At 42.7% G+C, this 21,886-nt stretch carries 18 protein-coding genes; 4 read left to right on the top strand and 14 right to left on the bottom strand.

What is annotated here, in order from left to right; all coding sequences use genetic code 11:
* Positions 1 to 168: 168 nt before the first annotated feature.
* From I4Q58_RS11595 to rpsO, 7 genes are all read right to left on the bottom strand, one after another.
* The gene (locus I4Q58_RS11595; protein ID WP_203296048.1) at positions 169 to 1,224 is read right to left on the bottom strand and encodes a hypothetical protein; all 1,056 of its coding nucleotides are present in this window, start codon (positions 1,222 to 1,224) and stop codon (positions 169 to 171) included.
* 42 nt (positions 1,225 to 1,266) lie between these two features.
* Entirely contained in the window at positions 1,267 to 2,076 is an 810-nt protein-coding gene (gene proC / locus I4Q58_RS11590) for a pyrroline-5-carboxylate reductase (RefSeq protein ID WP_203296047.1), read from the bottom strand.
* 123 nt (positions 2,077 to 2,199) lie between these two features.
* Complete coding sequence (locus I4Q58_RS11585) at positions 2,200 to 4,413, bottom strand: xanthine dehydrogenase family protein molybdopterin-binding subunit (RefSeq protein ID WP_203296046.1); 2,214 nt, start codon at positions 4,411 to 4,413, stop codon at positions 2,200 to 2,202.
* Complete coding sequence (locus I4Q58_RS11580) at positions 4,407 to 5,402, bottom strand: FAD binding domain-containing protein (protein WP_203296045.1); 996 nt, start codon at positions 5,400 to 5,402, stop codon at positions 4,407 to 4,409. Before I4Q58_RS11580 ends, I4Q58_RS11585 begins: the two co-directional genes overlap by 7 nt.
* The gene (locus I4Q58_RS11575) at positions 5,399 to 6,001 is read right to left on the bottom strand and encodes a (2Fe-2S)-binding protein (protein ID WP_203296044.1); all 603 of its coding nucleotides are present in this window, start codon (positions 5,999 to 6,001) and stop codon (positions 5,399 to 5,401) included. The genes I4Q58_RS11580 and I4Q58_RS11575 overlap by 4 nt, the downstream gene beginning before the upstream one ends.
* 83 nt (positions 6,002 to 6,084) lie before the next feature.
* A complete protein-coding gene (locus I4Q58_RS11570; RefSeq protein ID WP_203296043.1) occupies positions 6,085 to 8,301 on the bottom strand; it encodes a polyribonucleotide nucleotidyltransferase in 2,217 nt (738 codons plus the stop codon).
* Between the two features lie 176 nt (positions 8,302 to 8,477).
* Positions 8,478 to 8,747, bottom strand: coding sequence for a 30S ribosomal protein S15 (gene rpsO / locus I4Q58_RS11565; protein ID WP_203296042.1), 270 nt, complete (start codon positions 8,745 to 8,747; stop codon positions 8,478 to 8,480).
* Between the two features lie 181 nt (positions 8,748 to 8,928).
* Here rpsO and I4Q58_RS11560 point away from each other — a divergent pair, with 181 nt between their 5' ends.
* Positions 8,929 to 9,741: a hypothetical protein gene (locus I4Q58_RS11560; RefSeq protein WP_203296041.1), complete on the top strand. Its 813-nt coding sequence runs from the start codon at positions 8,929 to 8,931 to the stop codon at positions 9,739 to 9,741.
* Between the two features lie 44 nt (positions 9,742 to 9,785).
* On the opposite strand, the gene accD is transcribed toward I4Q58_RS11560, so the two are convergent.
* Genes accD through tamL form a run of 3 tightly spaced genes read right to left on the bottom strand, consistent with a single transcriptional unit; the run spans position 9,786 to position 14,328 of the window.
* The gene (gene accD, locus I4Q58_RS11555; RefSeq protein WP_203296040.1) at positions 9,786 to 10,652 is read right to left on the bottom strand and encodes an acetyl-CoA carboxylase, carboxyltransferase subunit beta; all 867 of its coding nucleotides are present in this window, start codon (positions 10,650 to 10,652) and stop codon (positions 9,786 to 9,788) included.
* A 16-nt stretch (positions 10,653 to 10,668) separates the two neighbouring features.
* The gene (fbaA, locus tag I4Q58_RS11550; RefSeq protein WP_203296039.1) at positions 10,669 to 11,736 is read right to left on the bottom strand and encodes a class II fructose-bisphosphate aldolase; all 1,068 of its coding nucleotides are present in this window, start codon (positions 11,734 to 11,736) and stop codon (positions 10,669 to 10,671) included.
* A 42-nt stretch (positions 11,737 to 11,778) separates the two neighbouring features.
* The gene (gene tamL, locus I4Q58_RS11545; RefSeq protein ID WP_317194065.1) at positions 11,779 to 14,328 is read right to left on the bottom strand and encodes a translocation and assembly module lipoprotein TamL; all 2,550 of its coding nucleotides are present in this window, start codon (positions 14,326 to 14,328) and stop codon (positions 11,779 to 11,781) included.
* 44 nt (positions 14,329 to 14,372) lie between these two features.
* Here tamL and I4Q58_RS11540 point away from each other — a divergent pair, with 44 nt between their 5' ends.
* Positions 14,373 to 15,098, top strand: a complete 726-nt coding sequence (locus I4Q58_RS11540) for a TrmH family RNA methyltransferase (protein ID WP_203296038.1) — start codon at positions 14,373 to 14,375, stop codon at positions 15,096 to 15,098.
* Here the strand turns inward: I4Q58_RS11540 and porT are convergent.
* Together porT and ubiE are read right to left on the bottom strand one after the other, a co-directional pair.
* Complete coding sequence (gene porT, locus I4Q58_RS11535; protein ID WP_203296037.1) at positions 15,085 to 15,795, bottom strand: type IX secretion/gliding motility protein PorT/SprT; 711 nt, start codon at positions 15,793 to 15,795, stop codon at positions 15,085 to 15,087. The two genes, I4Q58_RS11540 and porT, sit on opposite strands and share 14 nt — an antisense overlap.
* 2 nt (positions 15,796 to 15,797) lie before the next feature.
* The gene (gene ubiE / locus I4Q58_RS11530; protein ID WP_203296036.1) at positions 15,798 to 16,529 is read right to left on the bottom strand and encodes a bifunctional demethylmenaquinone methyltransferase/2-methoxy-6-polyprenyl-1,4-benzoquinol methylase UbiE; all 732 of its coding nucleotides are present in this window, start codon (positions 16,527 to 16,529) and stop codon (positions 15,798 to 15,800) included.
* A 134-nt stretch (positions 16,530 to 16,663) separates the two neighbouring features.
* Between ubiE and trkA the strand changes: the two genes are divergently transcribed.
* Entirely contained in the window at positions 16,664 to 18,013 is a 1,350-nt protein-coding gene (gene trkA, locus I4Q58_RS11525) for a Trk system potassium transporter TrkA (RefSeq protein ID WP_203296035.1), read from the top strand.
* The gene (locus I4Q58_RS11520; protein WP_203296034.1) at positions 18,013 to 19,518 is read left to right on the top strand and encodes a TrkH family potassium uptake protein; all 1,506 of its coding nucleotides are present in this window, start codon (positions 18,013 to 18,015) and stop codon (positions 19,516 to 19,518) included. The genes trkA and I4Q58_RS11520 overlap by 1 nt, the downstream gene beginning before the upstream one ends.
* A 5-nt stretch (positions 19,519 to 19,523) precedes the next feature.
* On the opposite strand, the gene purT is transcribed toward I4Q58_RS11520, so the two are convergent.
* Together purT and I4Q58_RS11510 are read right to left on the bottom strand one after the other, a co-directional pair.
* Complete coding sequence (purT, locus tag I4Q58_RS11515; RefSeq protein ID WP_203296033.1) at positions 19,524 to 20,687, bottom strand: formate-dependent phosphoribosylglycinamide formyltransferase; 1,164 nt, start codon at positions 20,685 to 20,687, stop codon at positions 19,524 to 19,526.
* Between the two features lie 10 nt (positions 20,688 to 20,697).
* Positions 20,698 to 21,885, bottom strand: coding sequence for a pyridoxal phosphate-dependent aminotransferase (locus I4Q58_RS11510; protein WP_203296032.1), 1,188 nt, complete (start codon positions 21,883 to 21,885; stop codon positions 20,698 to 20,700).
* Position 21,886 lies beyond the last annotated feature (1 nt).

Below are 21,886 nucleotides of genomic sequence, written 5' to 3'. Positions count from 1 at the left end.
ATGTTAGTTATAAATCCGTTTTGTTACTATGAGTGTTACGTAAAAAGGTTTCGAAATGTTACAGAAAAGTTAAAAAAAATCACATCAGGTATTTTAAAATGGTATAATCATAAATAAAAAACGGGCTGCTAAGCCCATTTTTTATTATTTACAAGAATTGATTATCTGTTAGTCATTGCAGGTTATTACGGAAAGCGTCATCTCCGATTGAAAAAAGCTCGTGCCATTCTCGATATCCCTTATATTGAAATAAATAGTTTGTGGATTTGAAATATTAATATATCCATCGGTTGGAAGAGGGTTGAGGTTTCCGTCAGCATCTTCTTGCGATTCAAAAAATGATATTTCATAATTAAATGGAATGGTGTTTCCTGAATATAGAGGAAAGCACAGCATATAGTCGTTAAAATTGAAGGTTGAAGTATTGCTCCCTTCAATATCCTCACAGCTTTCATAAGTGAAATTTCCAATGCAATCAATAGGGCATTCACGTTGCATAGTTAGTATCATAGTGTCATTTTCTAGTACGAAGTTGTCCACATTTGCGGTAACAACTTTCCAGTCCCTATTGAAATTTTCTTCAATTTCTGGTATTCCACTAAAAGACATATTTAGATGTAGCTCATCGCCTATATAAAGCGTATTCCAAGTACCTACAGAAACGTTATTTTCATTATACATTCCTATAACGCCAGAAGTTTCCGCAGTGAAATAATAGTCTGAAAAATCAGAGGAACTATTTTCAAAAGATACGATTTCCCACCGGCAATCTTCGTCTTCACTATTACATAGGTAGGTTTCGCACTCCTCTTCTTCCTCCTCCTGCAAGCAATCTCTGACGGCTGTTGCCAATTCTTCATTAGAATTTATTTCAACGAAAGTTCCGCTATTATCGGTGCCAGTTATAGGGTAACTCAAACTTATAGAATGATTGTCATTTATGGTTATCAGCAAATTATAAAATTCAAGGTCGCTATCAATACCATAGGCATCCATAAATTCTTGATTCTCATCAAAAACAAATATGGCTAACGGATAATTGAAATCGATGCAACCAATTCCATTTTCGCCATCGTCAGCTGATACTTCTTGAATAAAGCTAAACAGTTCTGAGTCTTTTTCAATATAATCTCTAGGGTAGTTAGTATCTCCGACTGGCTCGCTCTCGCAACCGAGAACAAAAAGCAGACATCCAAAAACAAGTAATAAGTAATGATTTTTCATAAAAGATGGTTTTATTTTTTTACCTCAAACATTAGGCCATAGTCAGGTATTGTCCTTACCTAACTCGGTGGCCCTATCGAAAGCGGCGTATGCAGCATCCTTTATCAATTCCTTCAAATTGTTGTCATCCATCGAATCTAAGGCAGCTCTTGTAGTGCCTCCTTTGCTAGCCACACGGTCCATCCAACTGTTTGGAGAGAGGTTCGATTGATTGAAAAGTGCTACAGCGCCCTCGAAGGTTTGCGTTACCAATACTTTGGAATCGTTTTCGGAAAAGCCCATCTTCAAGGCAGCTTCCATCATCGATTGCATAAAATAGAAAACATAGGCAGGGCCACTACCTGAAATACCTGTCGATGCATTTATAAACCGTTCATTTTCTACGTGAATCGCCTCGCCAGTAGTGTCTAAAAGATTACGAACCATCAACAGCTCTACGCGACTTACCTCCTTGGCTTCGGTAAAGCTTGTCATCCCCTTACCCACCTTTGCGGGTAAATTCGGCATGGTTCGCACCACTTTTTTAATGCCCAATTGCTTTTGAATCGATTCAATAGTGATACCCGCCATGAGGGATATAACGATTTGGTCGTCGTTCACCATCGATTTGATGTTGCTGAAAAGGTCTTCACTATGATAAGGCTTTACAGCGATAAATAAGATATCTGCGATAGGAACGCAGTCTTCAATTTTTTCATATACTTCAAACTTAGGTTGCTCCCGCAGCAAATCGCGTTTTTCTTCTGAGATATCGTAAATCATTAATTTTCGACGGTTCAGGTACGTTGATGTTGCCATCCCTTCGGCATAGGTTAAACCCATATTTCCGGCACCTAATACTAGTACTTTCATGCGTTGTTTTTTCGTGTTTTTTGAGTTTTCGAAAAGATACAATAATCCTATAGAAAACACCTTCAAAATGAAGAGGATTTCGGCTAAAACAATGTGTCAAGAATAGTAAATCCTCTACAGGAATTAAGCTGAGGAATTGAAGCTTGATGTAACCTTATCTGGGGTAACGGGTAGTTTTCTAAATCGAACTCCGATAGCATTATAGATCGCATTGGTAATGGCGGGAGCAGCCCCGATTAATCCTACTTCCCCCAAGCCTTTTGCGCCCATCGGATTGATGTGTGGGTCGGGCTTGTCGATAAAGGATACTTCGATTAGGGGAACATCGGCATTCACCGCCACATGGTAGCCAGCAAAATCATTGCCAACAAGTCGACCTGAATTTATATCCACCTCCTGTTTTTCGGTCAAGGCCATTCCGACGCCGCCAACGCCCGCTCCTATAATTTGGTTGGCCGCAGCTTGCGGATTCACAATGGTTCCAGCATCAACTACAATGACCATGCGATCCATCTTCACTTGGCCGGTTAGCGCATGCACCTTTACTCTGTAAAAATGCGCTGCTGAAGAGCAGAACCCATATTTTTCTCGTTCTTCACCAGCAGAAGAATATTCTTCAACCATAATAGTATCAAGATTATTTTTGGTGAAGAGTGAAGCATAGGTAACTTTCTGATCGGGTTTTCCTTGCATTGAAATTTCGTTTTCACCCAAAACTATCGATGCTGCTTTCCACTGTTGATCATTGGTTGAAGCATAGGTCGCTAATTTTTCCTTCAATGCAGTACTCGCTGCAGCAATGGCACCACTTAAGGACGATAGTCCCCAACTTCCACCTTGTGTCACCGCCTTAGGATGGATAGAATCTCCCAACTCAATTTTAATTTTCTCACGTGGAATGCCTAAAAACTCATGCGCCATATTCACAATGGCTTCTCCCGTACCAGTTCCAATATCGGTCATGGCAGTGCGGATAACCAGATTGCCCTTTTTATCCATCTCAATGGAAGCGCCGGCATGTCTACGCATCGCATTCCATAAACCGACGGCCATTCCATAACCCGTATACCAATTTCCCTCTTTTAGTTGTAATGGTTTGGTAGGTCTATTTTCCCAGCCAATCGTTTCAGCACCCCGCTGTAGGCATTCATCCAAAAAATGGGAAGACCATGGATTGCCGGTTTGCATTTCATAGGGAGCGATATTTTTCATTCGAATATCAACAGGATCAACATCCATTTTATAGCATAGTTCGTCAATGGCAGATTCTACTCCGAAAGTTCCCGTAGAGTCGCCTGGGCCACGCATCCATGTTGGTGAAGAAAGGTGAAGCGGAACCGTCGTTGCATTCCGTTGGACATTCTCGAAACCATACACCTTATGAGCGATTGCGGTAATTCCCTCAGAAAAATGATGATTCTGCGATTTGGTATGTTTCGATTGATGAATCACCCCTAAAAGTTTACCATCAGTAGCAGCCCCGATTTTAACGCGTTGCCAAGATTCAGGGCGATAGCCCACCATCGTAAACATCTGAGGCCGTGTTAAAACTACCTTTACTGGGCGATTGAGCTGTTTTGCGGCAAGACTGGCGGCTACGGTATTGAACCACATATTAAGTCCTGAACCAAAACCTCCTCCTACAAATTCGCTGGTCACCCGAATATTTTTCGGATCAAGATTAAAAAGGGCACCCAAGTTGTTTTGTACGGCATTCACCCCCTGCGATTTATCATAGACGCGAAGGCTATTCGCTGAATCCCATTGCGCGATAGTGGCGTGCATCTCCATGGGGTTGTGGACCTCCATGGCAATCTCATACTCCTGGTCGACGATATGAGGGGCATTTTGCCAATTACTACTGCTGCCGCGATCATCCTTCATATCATTTAAATCGACCCTTTTTCGAACGTTGTCGAAATCGATATCCATGTCTTTGTTTTCCTCATACTGCGCTTTCACCAAAGAAGCTGCAAAGCTGGCATCCTCTAGGGTTTCAGCCACCACCAAAGCGATGGGCTGGTCGTTAAAATCGATTTTAGTGGTATGGAAGAAAGTGTGATGTATCGGAAAGTCTTTGCGCTTCTCAGCATTTTCAAGGGCAGCGATATTCGGTTTGTTCCAATAAGAAAGTACATCGATGACACCTGGAATTTCTTTTGCTATGGAAGTGTCGATTCCTATTATTTTTCCATTGGTAATAGTGCTTCCTACCAACACCCCATGTGCTAATTTCGGAAGTTCGTACTCGGCAGAATAAAGCGCCTTTCCAGTAACCTTCGCTTTTCCTTCTACGCGGCCTTTGCGATTTGATAGTATGTTGAAGGGTTTTACCATTTGGTTTCAAGGGTGTTATCTGCCGCTTGCGACAAGGCTGTAATGATGGCTCCTTCGAGCAGTCCAGTTTTAAATGAATTGTGTGCCAAAGGTTCTGTTTCTGAAAGGACCAGTTTGGCAGCAGCTTCGAAGTTTTCGAGGGTAGCTGACTTATTCTTTAAATAGTTTTCTGCATTTTTCCATCGCCATGGTTTATGGGCAACGCCTCCCGATGCCAATCGGGCCACTTCAATTGTTCCGTTTCTAATTTCTAATGCTGCTGCTACCGAAACTAAGGCAAAGGCATAGGAGTCGCGCTCCCTTATTTTGACATAAGCAATATTGTTTCCGAATGCATTTTTGGGAACAAAGACAGATGTTATTAGTGCATTCTCGGGTAAATTAGTGTCTTTCTCCGGGTTTTCACCAGGAAGTCTATGAAAGTCTTCAAAGGTTGTCGTTTTCGAAGTACCGTCGGATTGAGTCGTTTCTACTTCAGCATCAAGCGCGACCAATGCCACACAAAAATCTGATGGATGCACGGCAACACATTTTGAAGAATAGCCAATAATTGCTGACATTCGTTGATTGCCTTTCAAGGCGCTACAACCGCTGCCTGGATCTCGTTTGTTGCAGGGTAGTGCGGTATCGTAAAAATAAGGACAGCGTGTGCGCTGCAACAGATTGCCTCCCGTAGTCGCCATATTTCGTATTTGGGGTGAAGCACCCGCTAGAATGGCTTTTGATACTAAAGGATAATGTTGAAGGATTTGTGGATGATTAGCAACCTCATTGTTTGTACTTCCTGCGCCAAGTCGTATCCCGTCGTTGGTTGTTTCGATGGTGTTGGTTGAAACGTTCTTCAGATTGATGACGTTTTCAGGCGTTGCAATATGTTTTTTCATCAAATCTACCTGATTTGTTCCACCTGCTAGATATGCAGTTTTTGAAGTAGCCATCTCGAATGCCTCTTCAAAAGTATTAGGTGTATGGAATTGAAATGGTCTCATTTAGCAATACTTTGAATGGCGTTCGTAATTCCGTTATAAGCACCGCAGCGACAAATATTACCGCTCATGAATTCCTTTATTTCCCCTACTGAAGTTGTCCGTCCTTCCTGCACACAGGCTACGGCCGACATAATTTGTCCAGGGGTACAATAGCCACATTGAAAGCCATCGTGTTCCAAAAAGGCTTCCTGCATGGGGTGTAGCTCATCGCCTTTTGCCAGGCCTTCAATAGTAGTGACGTCCGATTCTGGTAACGTAGCGGCTAATGTAAGACAGCTAAGCACGCGTTCCCCATTCACATGGACGGTACAAGCACCACATTGCCCATGATCACAACCTTTTTTTGTACCTGTAAGTTGAAGGTTTTCACGAAGAAGATCCAGTAAGGTGGTTCGGCTATCAACATCCAAGCTGTAGGGTTTTTCGTTTATTCGAAGCGATAGCGGGAGTATTTCCTTCTTCGGAACAAAGATTTCTTTGATGTGGTTATAAAAGGCCTTTACCGAATTTGGAATAACTGCCAAAGCCGCAAACGCTGAAGATGATTTGATAAAAAATCGACGGCTATATGTTTTTGATGAACTCGGTTGGTCTCTCATTGGAAGAAGAATTATCTAAAGATAAAAAAAAAATCGCCTTCCAAACTTGAAAGGCGATTTATAATTGATTCGCAATGCGTTAATTAGTCACGCTTTTTGTTATGATTATCGCGTCCACGATTGTCGCGACCTTTGTTGTTATCGCGTCTACCACCGCCACCGCTCTTACGGTCTTGGTAGCCTTCTGGTTTTGGAAGTAACGCTTTACGCGATACTTTTTCCTTACGAGTTCTAGAATCGATTCCGAAATACTTCACATCAATAACATCGCCCATGTTTACAACATCGGTTACATTATCGGTACGGTTCCAGTCCAATTCAGAAATATGCAGTAACACTTCATTTCCAGGAGCGTCAAGATATTCTACTACAGCACCGAAGTCAAGTATTTTGATAACCTTCACTTCGTAAACGCTGCCAACTTCAGGTTTAAACGTAATCGCATCGATTTTCGCCAATACCTTATCGATTCCTTCTTGGCTAATACCTAAGATTTCTACGATTCCAGTTTCGGTTTCTTCATCTTCGTTAATAACGATAGTTGTTTCCGTTTCTTTCTGAAGTTCTTGAATCACTTTTCCACCAGGTCCGATAAGCGCTCCAATATATTCACCAGGAATAGTAGTGGTAACGATTTTCGGTGCATGTGCCTTCACGTTTTCGCTTGGCGTAGCAATCGTATCGGTCAATTTCTTCAGGATATGAAGGCGACCTTCGCGCGCTTGTTTCAAGGCTTTCACCAAGATTTCGTAACTAAGACCTTTAATCTTAATATCCATCTGGCAAGCGGTAATACCATCTTCAGTACCGGTTACCTTAAAGTCCATATCGCCTAAGTGGTCTTCATCACCAAGAATATCGCTCAATACTGCGTAATCCTTTCCATCGGTAATCAATCCCATAGCAATTCCACTAACAGGTTTCTTCAACTGAATACCAGCATCCATCAAGGCCATGGTTCCGCTACAAACGGTTGCCATAGATGAGGATCCGTTACTTTCCAATACTTCACTTACCACACGAACGGTATATGGACAGTCGTCCGGAATCATACCCTTTAACGCGCGTTGCGCCAAGTTTCCGTGTCCGATTTCACGACGGGAAGTTCCACGAATAGGTCGTGCTTCACCCGTAGAAAAAGGAGGGAAGTTATAGTGAAGGTAGAATGTTTCTTCATCCTGAAGCGTCGGTAAATCGATTACGTTCGCTTCTCTTGAAGTACCTAAGGTTACGGTTGCCAATGCCTGTGTTTCACCACGGGTAAACACTGCTGAACCATGTGTGGAAGGTAGATAATTTACTTCACACCAAATATCACGTACTTCGTCGGTCTTACGACCGTCAAGACGAATACCATCTTTTAGTACAACATCACGAACGGCTTCCTTATGAGCAGTTTTAAAATACTTGGAAATCAAATCGCCATTCTCGTCCAATTCCTCTTCAGAGAACATCGCTTTTACTTCGTCCTTTACCGCTGAAAATGCTTCGCTTCGTTCATGTTTGCCAGTTCCTTGCTTCGCAATATCGTAGCATTTTTGGTAAGCAGCTTCACGTACTTTTTGCTCTAGCGCTTCATCTTCACGCTCGCCTTCATACTCGCGGGTTTCTTTCTTGCCAACCGCTTCAGCCAAACGAACCTGTGCCTGACATTGCTTTTTGATGGCCTCGTGTGCGAATTTGATAGCTTCTGCCATTTCCTCCTCGCTGATCTCCTTCATTTCACCTTCCACCATTGCAACGCTGTCTTCAGAAGCACCGACCATCATGTCGATATCGGCTTTTCCTAACTGCTCGCGGCTAGGGTTGATGACGAATTCACCATCTACACGCGCTACGCGTACTTCAGAAATTGGGTATTCGAAAGGAATATCACTTAGTTGAATCGCTGCAGAAGCTGCCAATCCAGCAAGGGCGTCGGGCATCACTTCTTCATCGTGCGACATCAATTGAATCATCACTTGTGTTTCATTGTGATAATCTTTTGGGAATAGCGGACGCAATACACGGTCTACCAAACGCATGGTAAGGACTTCCTCTGTACTTGGACGCGCCTCACGTTTGAAGAATCCACCAGGATAACGTCCCGCGGCGGCAAATTTTTCACGATAGTCTACCGTAAGGGGTAGAAAGTCTACAGGACTTGCATCCTTGTTCGATACAACAGTACAAAGCAACATAGCGTCGCCCATTTGTACCACGACAGAACCGTGGGCCTGTTTCGCTAATTTTCCGGTTTCGATAGAGATTTCCCTACCATCACCTAGGTCGATGACCTCTTTAAATGTTTTAGGTATCATAAATTATGGTTTTTCAATTCAATGCCAAGTAGGCATTTTTTAAAGGTCGTTGCTCGGGTTTCGAACAAAAGTTGTGTTGTTGTGGTTGACCAATGAAAAACCTATGGGACAGCTTTTTCCGATAGTGTGCTGTTGCACAAAAACTAAAAAAGGAGCCATAGTAGCTCCTTTTAGTATTACTTACGTAAGTTCAATTCTTTTACAATTGCACGGTATCTCATGATATCTTTCTTCATAAGATAATCTAGCAAAGAACGACGTTTACCTACCAAACGTACCAATGAACGCTCTGTGTTGAAATCGCCAGGGTGTTGCTTTAGGTGTTTAGAAAGGTGCTCGATACGGTGCGTAAATAACGCAACTTGTCCTTCTGTAGATCCGGTGTCTGCTTCAGACTTCCCGTGCTTCTTGAAAATTTCTTTTTTCTTCTCTGTAGTTAAATACATGCCAATATTAGTATAATGATTTTTATGTACACGATTGCCGTTCTGACAATCAAGCTGCAAAAGTACAGTTTTTTATTTAAAACTCACTTTAATTATTCTGAAAAAGAATAAACGAATGCAATAGGATTAAACCCTTTAGCGTTTTGGATATCAAAGAACCCTAATCACAACAGTAAAACCTATGAAAACAACAATCAAATTTGTAACCGCTTTGGTACTTACAACTTCTGTATTGATAAGTTGTAGTGAAGATGAATCCAACGACCCCACGCCTGCAGAATTTTCTGTGGAAAACAATACGCGTTCCGCCCAAACCGATAATGTGGTAGAGGGAACGTTGAACATTATGGAAACTGCATATGTTGAAAGTGAAGAAGGCCGAAGTGTTTCTTTCTTTCCGGATTGTGCTACTATCGTATTTTCTCCAAATGGAAATGGCGGTACCATTGAAATCACTTTTGAAAATAATTGTGAGTTAAATAATGGTGCAATCGTAAGTGGAACTATTTTTATGGAGTACGGTCCTATTGTTGAAGGTACACGAACCATCGATTACACGTTTGAAGATTATTTTTATAATGGAAATGGTGTAACCGGCGGTGGTGAAATTTTCCGTGAAATTGAAAATGATAACGGGAATCCACAATCCACCGTAAATGAAACCATCATGGTATCTTTTCCCAATACGACAGTAACGGCTACTCGCGACGGACTTCGTATTGCGGAATGGGTAGAAGGCGTTGGCTCTGGTACTTGGACAGATAATGTATATAGTGTAACGGGTAATTGGGAAACGAACCTAAGTAATGGGTTTTTCCGAAATGGTGAAGTTACCCAGCCCCTCATTCGAAAATTAAATTGCCCCTATCTAGTAGAGGGCTCGCTTCAAATAGAGCAACAATTTGGTACTGGTGTTATCGATTTCGGGGAAGGTGAGTGCGATAGCAATGCAACGATTACCATTAACGGTCAGGAATTTCCAATTCAGTTATAAATAGCATTGATAGCGAAAAAAAGCTGCCAATCGGCAGCTTTTTTTTATGCTTCTACTGTTCGTAACGGTCTGTTCAGGATAAGATCCAAATAAAGGTTTACGTTCTTTTTAAGGTCTCTGCGGTGCGTGATAAAATCCAAGAAACCGTGCTCCTTGAGGAACTCTGCCGTTTGGAAGCCTTCGGGTAATTCTTTTCCGGTGGTATCGCGAACCACACGAGGTCCCGCAAAACCGATAAGCGCCCCTGGTTCGCTGATATTGATATCGCCCAGCATGGCAAATGAGGCAGTTGTTCCGCCGGTAGTTGGATCGGTACACAGTGAAATATAGGGTAATCCGGCATCGGCCAACTTCGCCAATTTTGCACTGGTTTTTGCAAGCTGCATCAAGGACAGGGCCGCCTCCATCATTCGTGCACCTCCACTTTTTGAGATAATCATAAAAGGTAGCTTCTTTTCGAGGGCGTATTCGGCAGCACGCGCAATTTTTTCCCCCACTACACTTCCCATAGAACCACCGATAAAGCTAAAGTCCATACAGGCAATAACGATATCTTTTCCCATCGATTTACCAACAGCAGTGCGAACGGCATCCTTTAAGCCCGTTTTCTTTTGGGCATCCTTTAAGCGATCCGGATATTTTTTCTTGTCTTCGAACTTTAATGGATCTTTTGATTCTAGCCCTTTGTCCAATTCCTTGTACTTATTGTCGTCGAAAAGAATCTCGAAGTATTCGTTGCTACCAATTCGCACGTGGTAGCCATCTTCAGGACTTACGTAAAAATTGTTTTCAAGCTCTTCGGAATCGACGATTTTTCCGGTAGGTGATTTGTACCATAACCCTTTTGGAACGTCTTTCTTCTCTTCCGTTGGGGTTTGAATTCCTTTTTTTGTTCGTTTAAACCAAGACATATATCGGGAAGTTTAATTAAAGTGTATTGACGTTATTGAGATCTTCAAACGCTTTTTCCAAACGTTTCTTGAAGGTTAATTCCCCTTCGCGTAGCCACTTTCTAGGATCGTAATATTTTTTGTTCGGTACCGAATCGCCCTCAGGATTTCCGATCTGGGTTTTCAAGTACTCGATGTTGCTTGTCATATAATCGCGGATACCTTCATTAAAGGCAAATTGCAGGTCGGTATCAATATTCATTTTGATAACACCATATCCAATGGCTTCCTTGATTTCTTCAACGGTAGATCCGCTTCCACCATGAAAGACGAAATCGATCGGATTGGCATCGGTATCAAATTTCTTTTGAACATACTCCTGAGAATTCTTCAGGATTTCCGGCCGTAGTTGTACGTTTCCGGGTTTGTAAACGCCATGGACATTTCCGAAAGCTGCTGCTACCGTAAATTGGTCGCTTACCTTCATCAATTCTTCATAGGCGTAGGCTACTTCCTCTGGTTGGGTGTACAAACGGGAAGCATCGACATCGGTATTATCAACACCATCCTCTTCACCACCGGTAATCCCTAATTCAATCTCTAAGGTCATTCCCATTTTGCTCATTCGCTCCAGGTATCGCTTGGAGATTTCAATGTTTTCTTCAATGGGCTCTTCAGAAAGGTCTAGCATATGCGAGCTATATAAAGGCTTTCCAGTTTTTTTGAAATGTTCTTCGCCAGCATCCAACATTCCATCTACCCATGGCAATAATTTCTTTGCACAGTGATCGGTATGTAGAATAACGGTAGCGCCATAAAGTTTCGCCAATTCGTGAATGTGCTTGGCACCTGCTACTGCACCTGCTACTGCCGCTTTTTGACCATCGTTATTTAACCCTTTTCCCGCATTGAAATGCGCACCTCCATTGGAGAATTGGATAATTACGGGAGAATTCAAGGAGGATGCTGTTTCCAGTACGGCGTTGATGCTATTGGAGCCTACAACATTAACCGCAGGCATTGCGAAGCCGTTCTTTTTTGCGTATTCATGAATTTTTTGGACTTCTCGCCCGGTAGCTACCCCGGGATGTATAGAATGGTTCATAACGTGGTCTGTTTTACTAGCAAAAATAAGAATTTTATATGGTTAAAAGGGGTAGTTAATCCCAATGTTATACACCGCATCGGTGAAATTGAAATCCCGGAACCATCTATCGCCTTCCCTTCGGGCTGGATTATGGGTTTTAAAACCAACATCCAATCGGAACACAAAAAATCCAAAGTCGTATCGCAATCCAAAGCCGGTAGCGACCGCTAGTTCCTTTAAGTCTTGTAGCCCGTCAAAACGAAGGGCCGGATCTTCCACATCGTCAAAGGCATTCCATATATTTCCCACATCGGTAAACAAGGCACCTTTAAAAGCTCCTAAAATCGTAAAACGATATTCTGCATTGAAGGCGAGTTTTAAGTTGGCTTCATTAAAGTCCAATAACCCACCACTACTTCCAGGTCCGAGATCATAGGCGCGCCAACCACGGTTATCGTTGGTGCCGCCGGCGAAGTAACTACGGGTGAAGGGGATGCTCGTGCTATTTCCGTAGGGAACCGCCAAGCCGGCAAATCCTCGAATAGCAAAAACATTATTGTCATTCAGCGCCCAGTGTTTAATGTATTCGGTTTCACCTTTGATGTATTGCGAATAGGCCACACCTAAAATTTCATCCTTCCCGTTACTGTTTTGGGTATAATCGGCTACGCCCGATAGCGCCGATAATAAATTTCCGGCACTTTCCAATTTCCAACGCCAGCGATAGAATTCCAAATCGTAAATACCTTCACGGGTGTCGCGCGTCCAAGTGAAGTTCGATGCCAAGATGAGGTTGTTTTCGGTCAACCTGAACTTTCGCTCCGCAATGCTCAATACTTCATCATATTCTTCCGAATCTGTTGGAATACCATCTACATTGCCATTTAGGGTTTGCGCGATAAAGGCATCGGCTTCGTCAGGAATTCCCAAGCCTGGATTTTCGGCCAACGGATCCTCGAAGTCGTAGCCCGATTGTCTGGCAATCTCGTTTAAGCGAGTGTACGTGTTTCTATAAACGTTGAAGTAGTTTTCGGTATTTAGGTTCCGAACGAACTGTACATTTATCAAGTTGAAATCGTGGGTAACCTTTTTTGAAGGTTGCCAGTTGTAGTTGAAGATGCCGTTAATATTCTGCCGGTCTAACCCGATATTGTTCTGTGCACTGAAACCGACGCTCAATTCGGTGTTGGGCGACATATACTTCGGTATAATTTTTTCAGTGTTCACCGGAAATAAAATCCTTGGGAAAGAGAGTGCTACATTTCCCCCTAGATCGGATGTATTGAAAAAGCCGCCTTCCTTATCGGCCGAGGACCCCACACTTCCAGTTCCTGAAATGGACAAGATTTCTGCACCCCTGAAAATATTTCGAATGGTAAACGTACTGCTAAATCCAACTCCAAACTGCTGAATAGTAGAAGTATAGGCGTCAAAATCAACGCCCAACGTATATTTTTTACGCGGTGTTAGTAAAATGGTTGCAATAAGATCGGTACCTGTGGTATCTGCCGGATCGGGCTGGTAACTGATGTTAGGATATTTGAATATCTTCAGGTTATTAATCTGGTTATAGGTCAATGTCCTGTCAATATCCCGAAAGATTTCATTGGGCGTAATCGAAATGGCATCGGTTATGGCTTTGGGCCTAAATTTCATCGGATCATAGCTAAAGAGGGAATAACCTTCATAACGCGTGGAATCGCTTAGCGACTTATTACGATTCTCATAGGTATAGTCTGTTACGATCCGCACTTCACTTACATCGTGAATTTGAAACGGTACGGTATAAGTGCTATCACCTTCGGTAACCTCTCGATTGGGAATCATATAGGTGATATTTGCCTTATGATTGGTCTTGACCGTATCGGCCTCAAATCCAACATAGTCTTGGTCGAAGTGATACAAACCTGAATTTCGAAATTGAATGGTAAGCCGGTCTCGTTCTGCTACAAAATCGTTGGCATCGTATTGTTTGCCCTTTTCAATAAAACTATTTTTCTTCGTTCGTTGAAAAAGGGAATCAACAATTGGCGACGCAATCTGTTCTTTTATGGAATCGACCACATAGGGTTGAAAGCGTTTTACGTTATAGGTGACAGAGGCTCTTTTTTCTTTCTTTTCTGAAGGGTTTACTTCATAATCGGCTTTGGTGTTGAAATAGCCATAACTGGCATAATAGCGTTTTAGCCGATCGACCGATTTGTTCATTTTTCCTTCATCTACGATTACGGGAGCATCGCCCGACCGTTGTAGGAACTTGTTGAAGTTGTAATAAGCACTGTCCAGCGCAACTACTTGTTTCCGTGAAAGGAATTTTACCAAATTTTCTTCACGATTCGGCTTTTTGTGAAGCCACCGCTGAAAGGTAGAATCGGGCTGGGGATCGGCAAGGTTATAAATGTGAAGCCCAAGTGGAACACCGATTAACGGAATTTCAGGATTGGGCTTTTGATACAACTGGCTCAATACCCGACTGTCTGTTTCCGCTTCGCCATCGACCATTACGGTGTTCTCGGTTAGCAGGAATTTGCCTTCCGGAACATATTTAACGGCATTACAAGAGACCAAGGCCAGAATGGCTGTGAGAATAAATAGTATTTTTGTCGACACGTGCCTCAACAGGTAGGGATTCTAACGTTCAAAAATACTATAATTTGATCAGCAAAAATCAAATAAAACGAATATCCGCCCTAGGGCGAAAAAAGAACCGCGATGCAGAGGGATTGTTTGTTGCAGAAACGCCCAAAGTAATTCGTGAATTCCTAAAACAGGGTTGGAAACCTACTGCTTTGTACACAACCCAGCCCGAATTTTGGTCTTCTGAGGAAAGAGAGGATGTTTCGGAACGCGACCTTCAAAAAATTAGCTTTTTAAAAAACGCACATGAGGCGTTGGCAGTATTTCCGATTCCTGAACATACCATCATCAGCTATGAGGGGCTAACGTTGGTACTGGATGCCGTGCGCGATCCAGGGAATCTTGGTACGATTATTCGGTTATGCGATTGGTTTGGAGTGAAGAACATCTTAGCGTCTCCCGATACGGCCGATTGCTATAATCCCAAAGTAGTACAAGCAAGTATGGGAAGTTTGGCGCGTGTTTCCGTGCAGTATCAAAATCTTGACGAAATTCTTCAACAAACGGAGCAACCTGTCTACGGCGCTATGATGGACGGCGATTCGGTATATCGTACGGATTTGTCGGAACATGCATTTTTGGTCATGGGGAATGAAGGTGTTGGTATTTCTTCACCCATCGAAAAACTGTTAACAGAACGTATTTCCATTCCGCAATTTGGAGAAGCGAATACCGAAAGTCTGAATGTGGCTACCGCTACGGCAATACTACTAAGCGAGTTTCGTCGGACTACTGAAACGTAAAGTTGATAAAGATGCCGCGCGTTTGCATTTCCGCGATGTTACCCGTCCATGCGCTATTAGGATTATCATCGGGTACCAACTCGTCGGTCGTTGCAAACACACCTCGAATGGAGGGCGTAAACTTGAAATAGAAAAGGTAAAAGTCGATTCCAAATCCTAATTCAAAATAACTCGCGCGTTTCATCATTCGAAATTCACCGTCTTCATTATCCTGTGGATTGTCCTGATTGCTCGACAAGTTGAAAGAGCTGGACACCCCGGCCACGATAAAGGGTTTAATATTGTTCAGTCGCTTGGTTGAAAACTTCACCAATAGCGGAACGTGTATGTAGGTCGATTTCACTTCACGAAGGAAGTCACTTTCATCTTCAAACCCAGGAAACGTCAAGTTTCGCTGCGTGTAATACAATCCTGGTTCCAACCGAAGGTTGATGTATTTATTCACCCGCATATCACCCACCAAGCCAACATTAAAACCTACATCGGAATTCACTAATACATCGGCATTCTGCTCCTCTAACTCTTCATTGTATTTAAACTTGAAGTCGTAACTATTAAATCCCAAAAAGTAGCCCCAGGACAAAAACCGATTGTCGAAAGTCTCAAGATTAGCCAAACGCTCTTTGGTAAATAGTTGAGCGCTAGCGGATGGCATTAAAAAGAATACTGTAATTACTAAAAAAAATAGTTTCTTCATAGTCATTTCGTCGCGGTATAAATGGTCGCTACACCAAAAGTTTGCGGTTTGTCGTTCACTTCTATAAACCCGGTTTTGCGCAAAATATTGTTGAGGGCTTCGCCATAAGGGAAAACCGAAGCGCTTTCGCTAAGATAGGAGTACGCTACCTTATCTTTAGAGAAGATTTTTCCTATAATTGGAAGAATTCCTTTGGCATAAATGGAATATCCTTGTTTAAAAGGAAACTTGGTGGGAACAGACGTCTCCAATATTACAAAGAGGCCACCCTTCTTCAGTACACGCAGAATTTCTGAAAGTCCCTTTTCAAGATTTTCAAAATTCCGAATGCCAAAGGAAACCGTTATGGCATCGAAGCTATTATCATCGAATGGCAAGGCTTCACTATCGCCTTTTACAAATTCAATCTTGGTATCGATATCGGTGTCCTTCACTTTTTTCCGCGCTACGGATAACATGCCTTCCGAAAGGTCGAGGCCAACGATTTTTTCTGCTTGAACTTTTTCTGCGAATTGAATGGCCAAATCGCCGGTACCCGTAGCAATATCCAACACATGATTTGGTTTTTGCTCGGCTACTAATTGCACTACTTTTTTTCGCCAGGATACATCGGTGCCAAGTGAAATAATCCGGTTCAGGCCATCGTAATTGTCCGAGATAGTATCGAACATTTCCTCTACCTGTTCCTTTTTGTTCTTGTTGGAATCCTTATATGGCCGTACGTTTTTGCTCATAGAATAATGCCGGCAAAACTACGTATTTTTTAGTACTTTATCATCTCTCAAAGAGAATTAGATTATAGTATATCGTAGGGTTGGATTGTTAGAATTTGAATACCTTTGCACCGTATATTCCGTAGAACAGTTTTATGAAGATTATTATTGCAGGAGCAGGAGAAGTTGGCTTTCACTTGTCGAAACTTCTATCGTTCGAATCGCAAGATATTACCTTGATCGATACTAACAGGGAAAGCCTAATCAATGCGGAAACCCATCTCGATATACGGGTTATTAAAGGAGATGCCACTTCCATTTCTATCTTAAAGGATGCCAATGTCGCTGATACCGACTTGGTAATAGGCGTTACTTCTAGTGAAACCACCAATATTACAGTTTGTGTTTTAGCAAAACAATTGGGTGCCAAACGGACGATTGCCCGTATTTCGAATACAGAATTTATCGAGAATAAGGATGAAGTCGGTTTTACACGCTTCGGAATAGATGAATTGATATCGCCTGAATCGCTTGCCGCAAATGAAATCGAACTACTCTTGAATCAGAGTGCCTTCAACGATACTTACCAATTTGAGGAAGGAGCCTTGATGATGATTGGTCTCAGCCTTTCACGAACGGCTTCGTTTGTAGGAAAAACGGTGAAAGAGGTTGGCGATATGTATCCGAACTTGGAATATGTTCCATTGGCCATTCAACGATATGGAACGCAATATACCCTGATTCCAAGAGGCGACACCCAGTTTAAGGAAGGCGATCAAGTCTATTTCACAACTACTAAAAAAGGAGTAGATGAGATTTACAAGTTGACGGGAAAAGTTCGCGAGGAAATCAGAAATGTTATGATTTTGGGCGGAAGTAAGATTGGCTATAAAACAGCCAACGACCTCTGTAAAAATAGTTTTCATGTTAAACTAATTGAAAACAATAAGGAAAAAGCATTTGAAATTGCCGATGAAATACCCAGTTGCTTGGTTATTAGTGGTGATGGACGAAATGTCGATTTGCTAAATGAAGAATCCATTCAAGATATGGATGCTTTTATCGCGGTAACCGGAAATAGCGAAACCAATATTATGTCGTGTTTGGTAGCGAAGTCGAAAGGCGTCCGAAAAGCAATTGCACTGGTTGAAAACATGGATTATTTTCAACTGTCGCATTCTATCGGTATTGATACGCTTATCAATAAAAAGCTGTTGGCGGCCAATAATATCTTTCGGTACGTCCGAAAAGGTGAGGTTGTAGCAATGACCAAATTGAATAATATGAATGCTGAGATTTTGGAGTTTGTGGTTACGACTTCTTCCGAAGTGAAAGATCAGCGCATTAAAAATATCGATTTTCCCCGCTCTGCTGTTATTGGTGGCGTAGTTCGCGATGGCGAAGGAATCATCGCCTTGGGCGATTTTAAGATTCAGATAGGGGATCGTATAGTGGTATGTTGCCTGCCACAGTCCATCAAAAAGGTTGAAAAACTGTTCGTATAATGCCCACCATTAGCTCCCTAAATTTTAAAATTATCTTTCACCTAATGGGGCTGCTTTTTGCAGTGAATGGGGGCTTCATGTTGATGGCCACCGGAGTAAGTTACTTTTATGGAGACGCCGTAGCATTCGAAATGTTATTAGCGGCAATCGTAACGTTGGGAATTGGTGGAATGACCTTGTTGATTACCAAAAACCATCGAAAGGAAATTCAAAAAAGGGAAGGGTATATCATCGTTACCTTTGGTTGGATATGTATGTCGCTGGCAGGCACGCTACCGTATCTTTTCACGAATGCCATACCCAACTTTACAGATGCCTTTTTTGAAACCATGAGCGGTTACACCACTACCGGTGCTACTATCATGACCGATATTGAAATAATGCCGAGAGGCGTATTGTTCTGGCGAAGCATCACACACTGGATCGGTGGAATGGGAATTATCGTATTGGCCATTGCTATTCTACCTTTATTGGGAATAGGAGGGATGCAGTTGTTTGCTGCGGAAGCACCTGGTCCTGGAGGTGATAAACTACACCCGCGAATTACCGACACTGCGAAGCGATTATGGGTTATTTATGTAGCCTACACTGTTATTGAAACAATCTTATTGAAATTGGCTGGCATGAGCTTTTTCGATGCCATCAACCATTCACTGAGTACCCTGAGTACAGGAGGATTTTCAACCAAAAATGCCAGTATCGCCTATTGGAATGGCAGTCCGTTGATTCAGTATATCATCATGCTGTTTATGTTTTTAGCGGGTACCAATTTCGTCCTGAGCTACTTCGCTTTTAAAACCAAATTTTCTAGTGTGCTGAAAGATGATGAGTTTAAGTGGTATTTGGGATTAATCGTATCGTTAGGCTTAATTGCGGCACTCATAATTTATTTTGAAGCCGATGTCTCCTTATCTTCCGTAGAGCATCCAATGATTTGGGGTGAATTAGAAAGCGCCATTCGGCACGGATTGTTTCAGGTGTTGGCAATCGTAACCACAACAGGCTTTGCTACGGCCGATTATACCATGTGGACACCTTTTCTTACGATATTCTTCTTCGGATTGATGTTTTTGGGAGGTTCGGCTGGTTCTACCGCTGGTGGTATCAAGATTATGCGCCATTTGCTAATGATTAAGAACGGTGTTTTGGAGTTCCGAAGAACGCTTCACCCACATGCTATTCTACCAGTGCGCTACAATCGCAAAGCGGTACAGCAACCGATTGTATATAACATACTAGGGTTCTTTATCCTTTATATGCTATCCTTTATTATGGGTGTGTTGGTATTCTCATGGTTGGGCTTAGATTATAAAACCTCTTTGGGAGGCGCTGCCAGTACCTTGGGGAATGTCGGTCCTGCGTTGGGTGATTTAGGACCTGTTAATAATTATAGTGCCTTGCCAGGTGCCGCAAAGTGGTGGGCGTGTTTCTTGATGCTGATCGGTCGTTTGGAACTTTTTACAGTGCTAATTTTACTTACGCCATTCTTCTGGCGAAATAGATAGATTACTTACAGTTTTACCTTCAATTTTGAAGCAAGTTCCTTTGCTCGTTGTGTGATGTTTTCAACATCGCTTTCCAGTGAATCATACGCTAAGGTAACTGCCATTCTTCTGTACGGACGAGAAGTAGGCTTTCCGAATACTCTAAAATCGCTTTTAGGTTTTGAAGAAATCGTTTCCATTCCTTCAACAATAGGATTATCAGAATGGTCGCTCGCTAGCACAACGGCCGAAGCACCTTTTCTTTCCAATGTAATTTCCTGAAGTGGTAATCCTAAGATGGCACGAACATGCAGTTCAAATTCGTTGAAGTTTTGTGTATTGGCTAAAGTAACCATGCCCGTATCGTGTGGACGAGGCGACAATTCCGAAAAGTACACGCCATCATCGGCTACAAAGAACTCAACGCCCCAAATTCCCGCGCCACCGAGTGTTTCCGTGACTTTCCTTGCCATTTCTTGAGCTTCCCTCAAATCGCTATCCTGCATCTTTGCAGGCTGCCAACTTTCTTGATAGTCGCCGCGTTCCTGTCGGTGACCGATGGGTGGACAAAATAAGGTAGCGCCATTGCGTTGGGTGAGCGTAAGCAAGGTAATTTCATAATTGAAGTTTACAAAAGCTTCTACAATTACTTCAGCTACATCACCTCTAGAGCCTTCTTGAGAATATTGCCAACCTTTTTCAATATCGGCTTCATTTTTAATGGTGCTTTGACCTTTTCCACTGGAAGACATCAACGGCTTCACCACACAGGGCATGCCTATTTCTTCAACTGCCTGGCGCAAGGTTTCGGCTGAGGTAGCATACCGATAATCGGCCGTCTTCAACCCTAATTCCTTGGCAGCTAAATCGCGAATAGCCTTTCGGTTCATGGTGTAGTTTGCAGCTTTTGCAGAAGGAACCACTGTAAACCCTTGCTTTTCATATTCATAAAACCGTTCGGTACGAATGGCTTCAATTTCAGGAACGATATAATCGGGCTTATGCTTTTCAACCAAGGCATCCAATGCTTCACCATCTAACATATTAATCACTTCAAATTTATCAGCGACTTGCATAGCAGGCGCATTCTCATAGCTGTCTACCGCGATAATGGTTTGTCCCAAGCGCTGCGCTGCGATGGTGACTTCCTTTCCAAGTTCCCCGCTTCCGAGTAATAAAATCTTAGCCATGCTGTTGTATTTAGGAGAGTGCTTTTTTAATGCGCTTCATCGCTTCCACGATATCTTTTTCTGAAGCCGCATAGGAAATTCGAATACACTCCGGATTACCAAAGGCTTCACCAGTAACTGTTGCGACATTTGCAGCTTCTAACAGATATAAGGAAAAGTCGGAGGCTGTTTGGATGGTTTTACCACCAAAATCCTTTCCGAAGAAAGCTGAAACATTCGGAAAGACATAAAAGGCACCTTCGGGTTCGTTGGTTTGCATCCCGGGGATTTCAGAAAGCAAATCCAATATCAATTTGCGTCGCTCCTTAAAGGCTTGAACCATATATTCAATTCGCTTAGGCGATTCTTCCAAGGCGGTAATCGTAGCCCGTTGTGCGATACAATTGGCGCCACTAGTGTTCTGTCCCTGCATTTTGTTACAGGCTCTGGCGATGTATTCTGGTCCGCCGATATAGCCAATCCTCCATCCGGTCATTGCATACGCTTTGGAAACACCGTTCACGGTCACCGTGCGATCGTACATATCTTCAAATTGCGCCATTGAGGCATGGTCGCCCGTAAAGTTGATGTGCTCGTAAATCTCGTCACTTACAACGATGATATCCGGATACTTCACCAAAACATCAGCTAGGGCACGCAGTTCTTTTTCACTGTACACCGAACCACTCGGATTACAGGGCGAGCTGTAAATTATCATTTTTGTCTTCGGCGTAATAGCAGCTTCTAGATCTTCAGGAGTGACCTTAAAATCGTTTTCAATAGTCGTTTTTATTTCAACAGGAACACCACCCGCCACTTTAGTTATATCACTATAGCTTACCCAATAAGGCGCAGGAAGCAATACTTCATCGCCTTCATTCAACAATACCATGGCCAAGTTTGCCAAGGATTGCTTTGCACCTGTCGAAACCACGATTTGATTTGGGGTGTAGGTAAGATTGTTGTCGCGCTTAAATTTTTTGATAATTGCTTGTTTCAAATCGCCATACCCATCCACAGGTGTATATGCATGATAGTCGTCTTTTACAGCTTGGATAGCGGCTTCTTTCACGAATTCCGGAACCGTAAAATCGGGTTCCCCAAGGCTAAGGCCGATAATATCCTTTCCGCTTTCCCGAAGCTCTCGAGCTTTGGCGGCCATAGCCAACGTAGCCGAAGTGGCCATATTATTGACGCGATCTGAAAGTTTTGGATTCATA

The organism is Luteirhabdus pelagi (assembly GCF_016827595.1).
Classification (GTDB): Bacteria; Bacteroidota; Bacteroidia; order Flavobacteriales; family Flavobacteriaceae; genus Luteirhabdus; species Luteirhabdus pelagi.
This window is presented reverse-complemented; position numbering and strand designations above follow the sequence as displayed.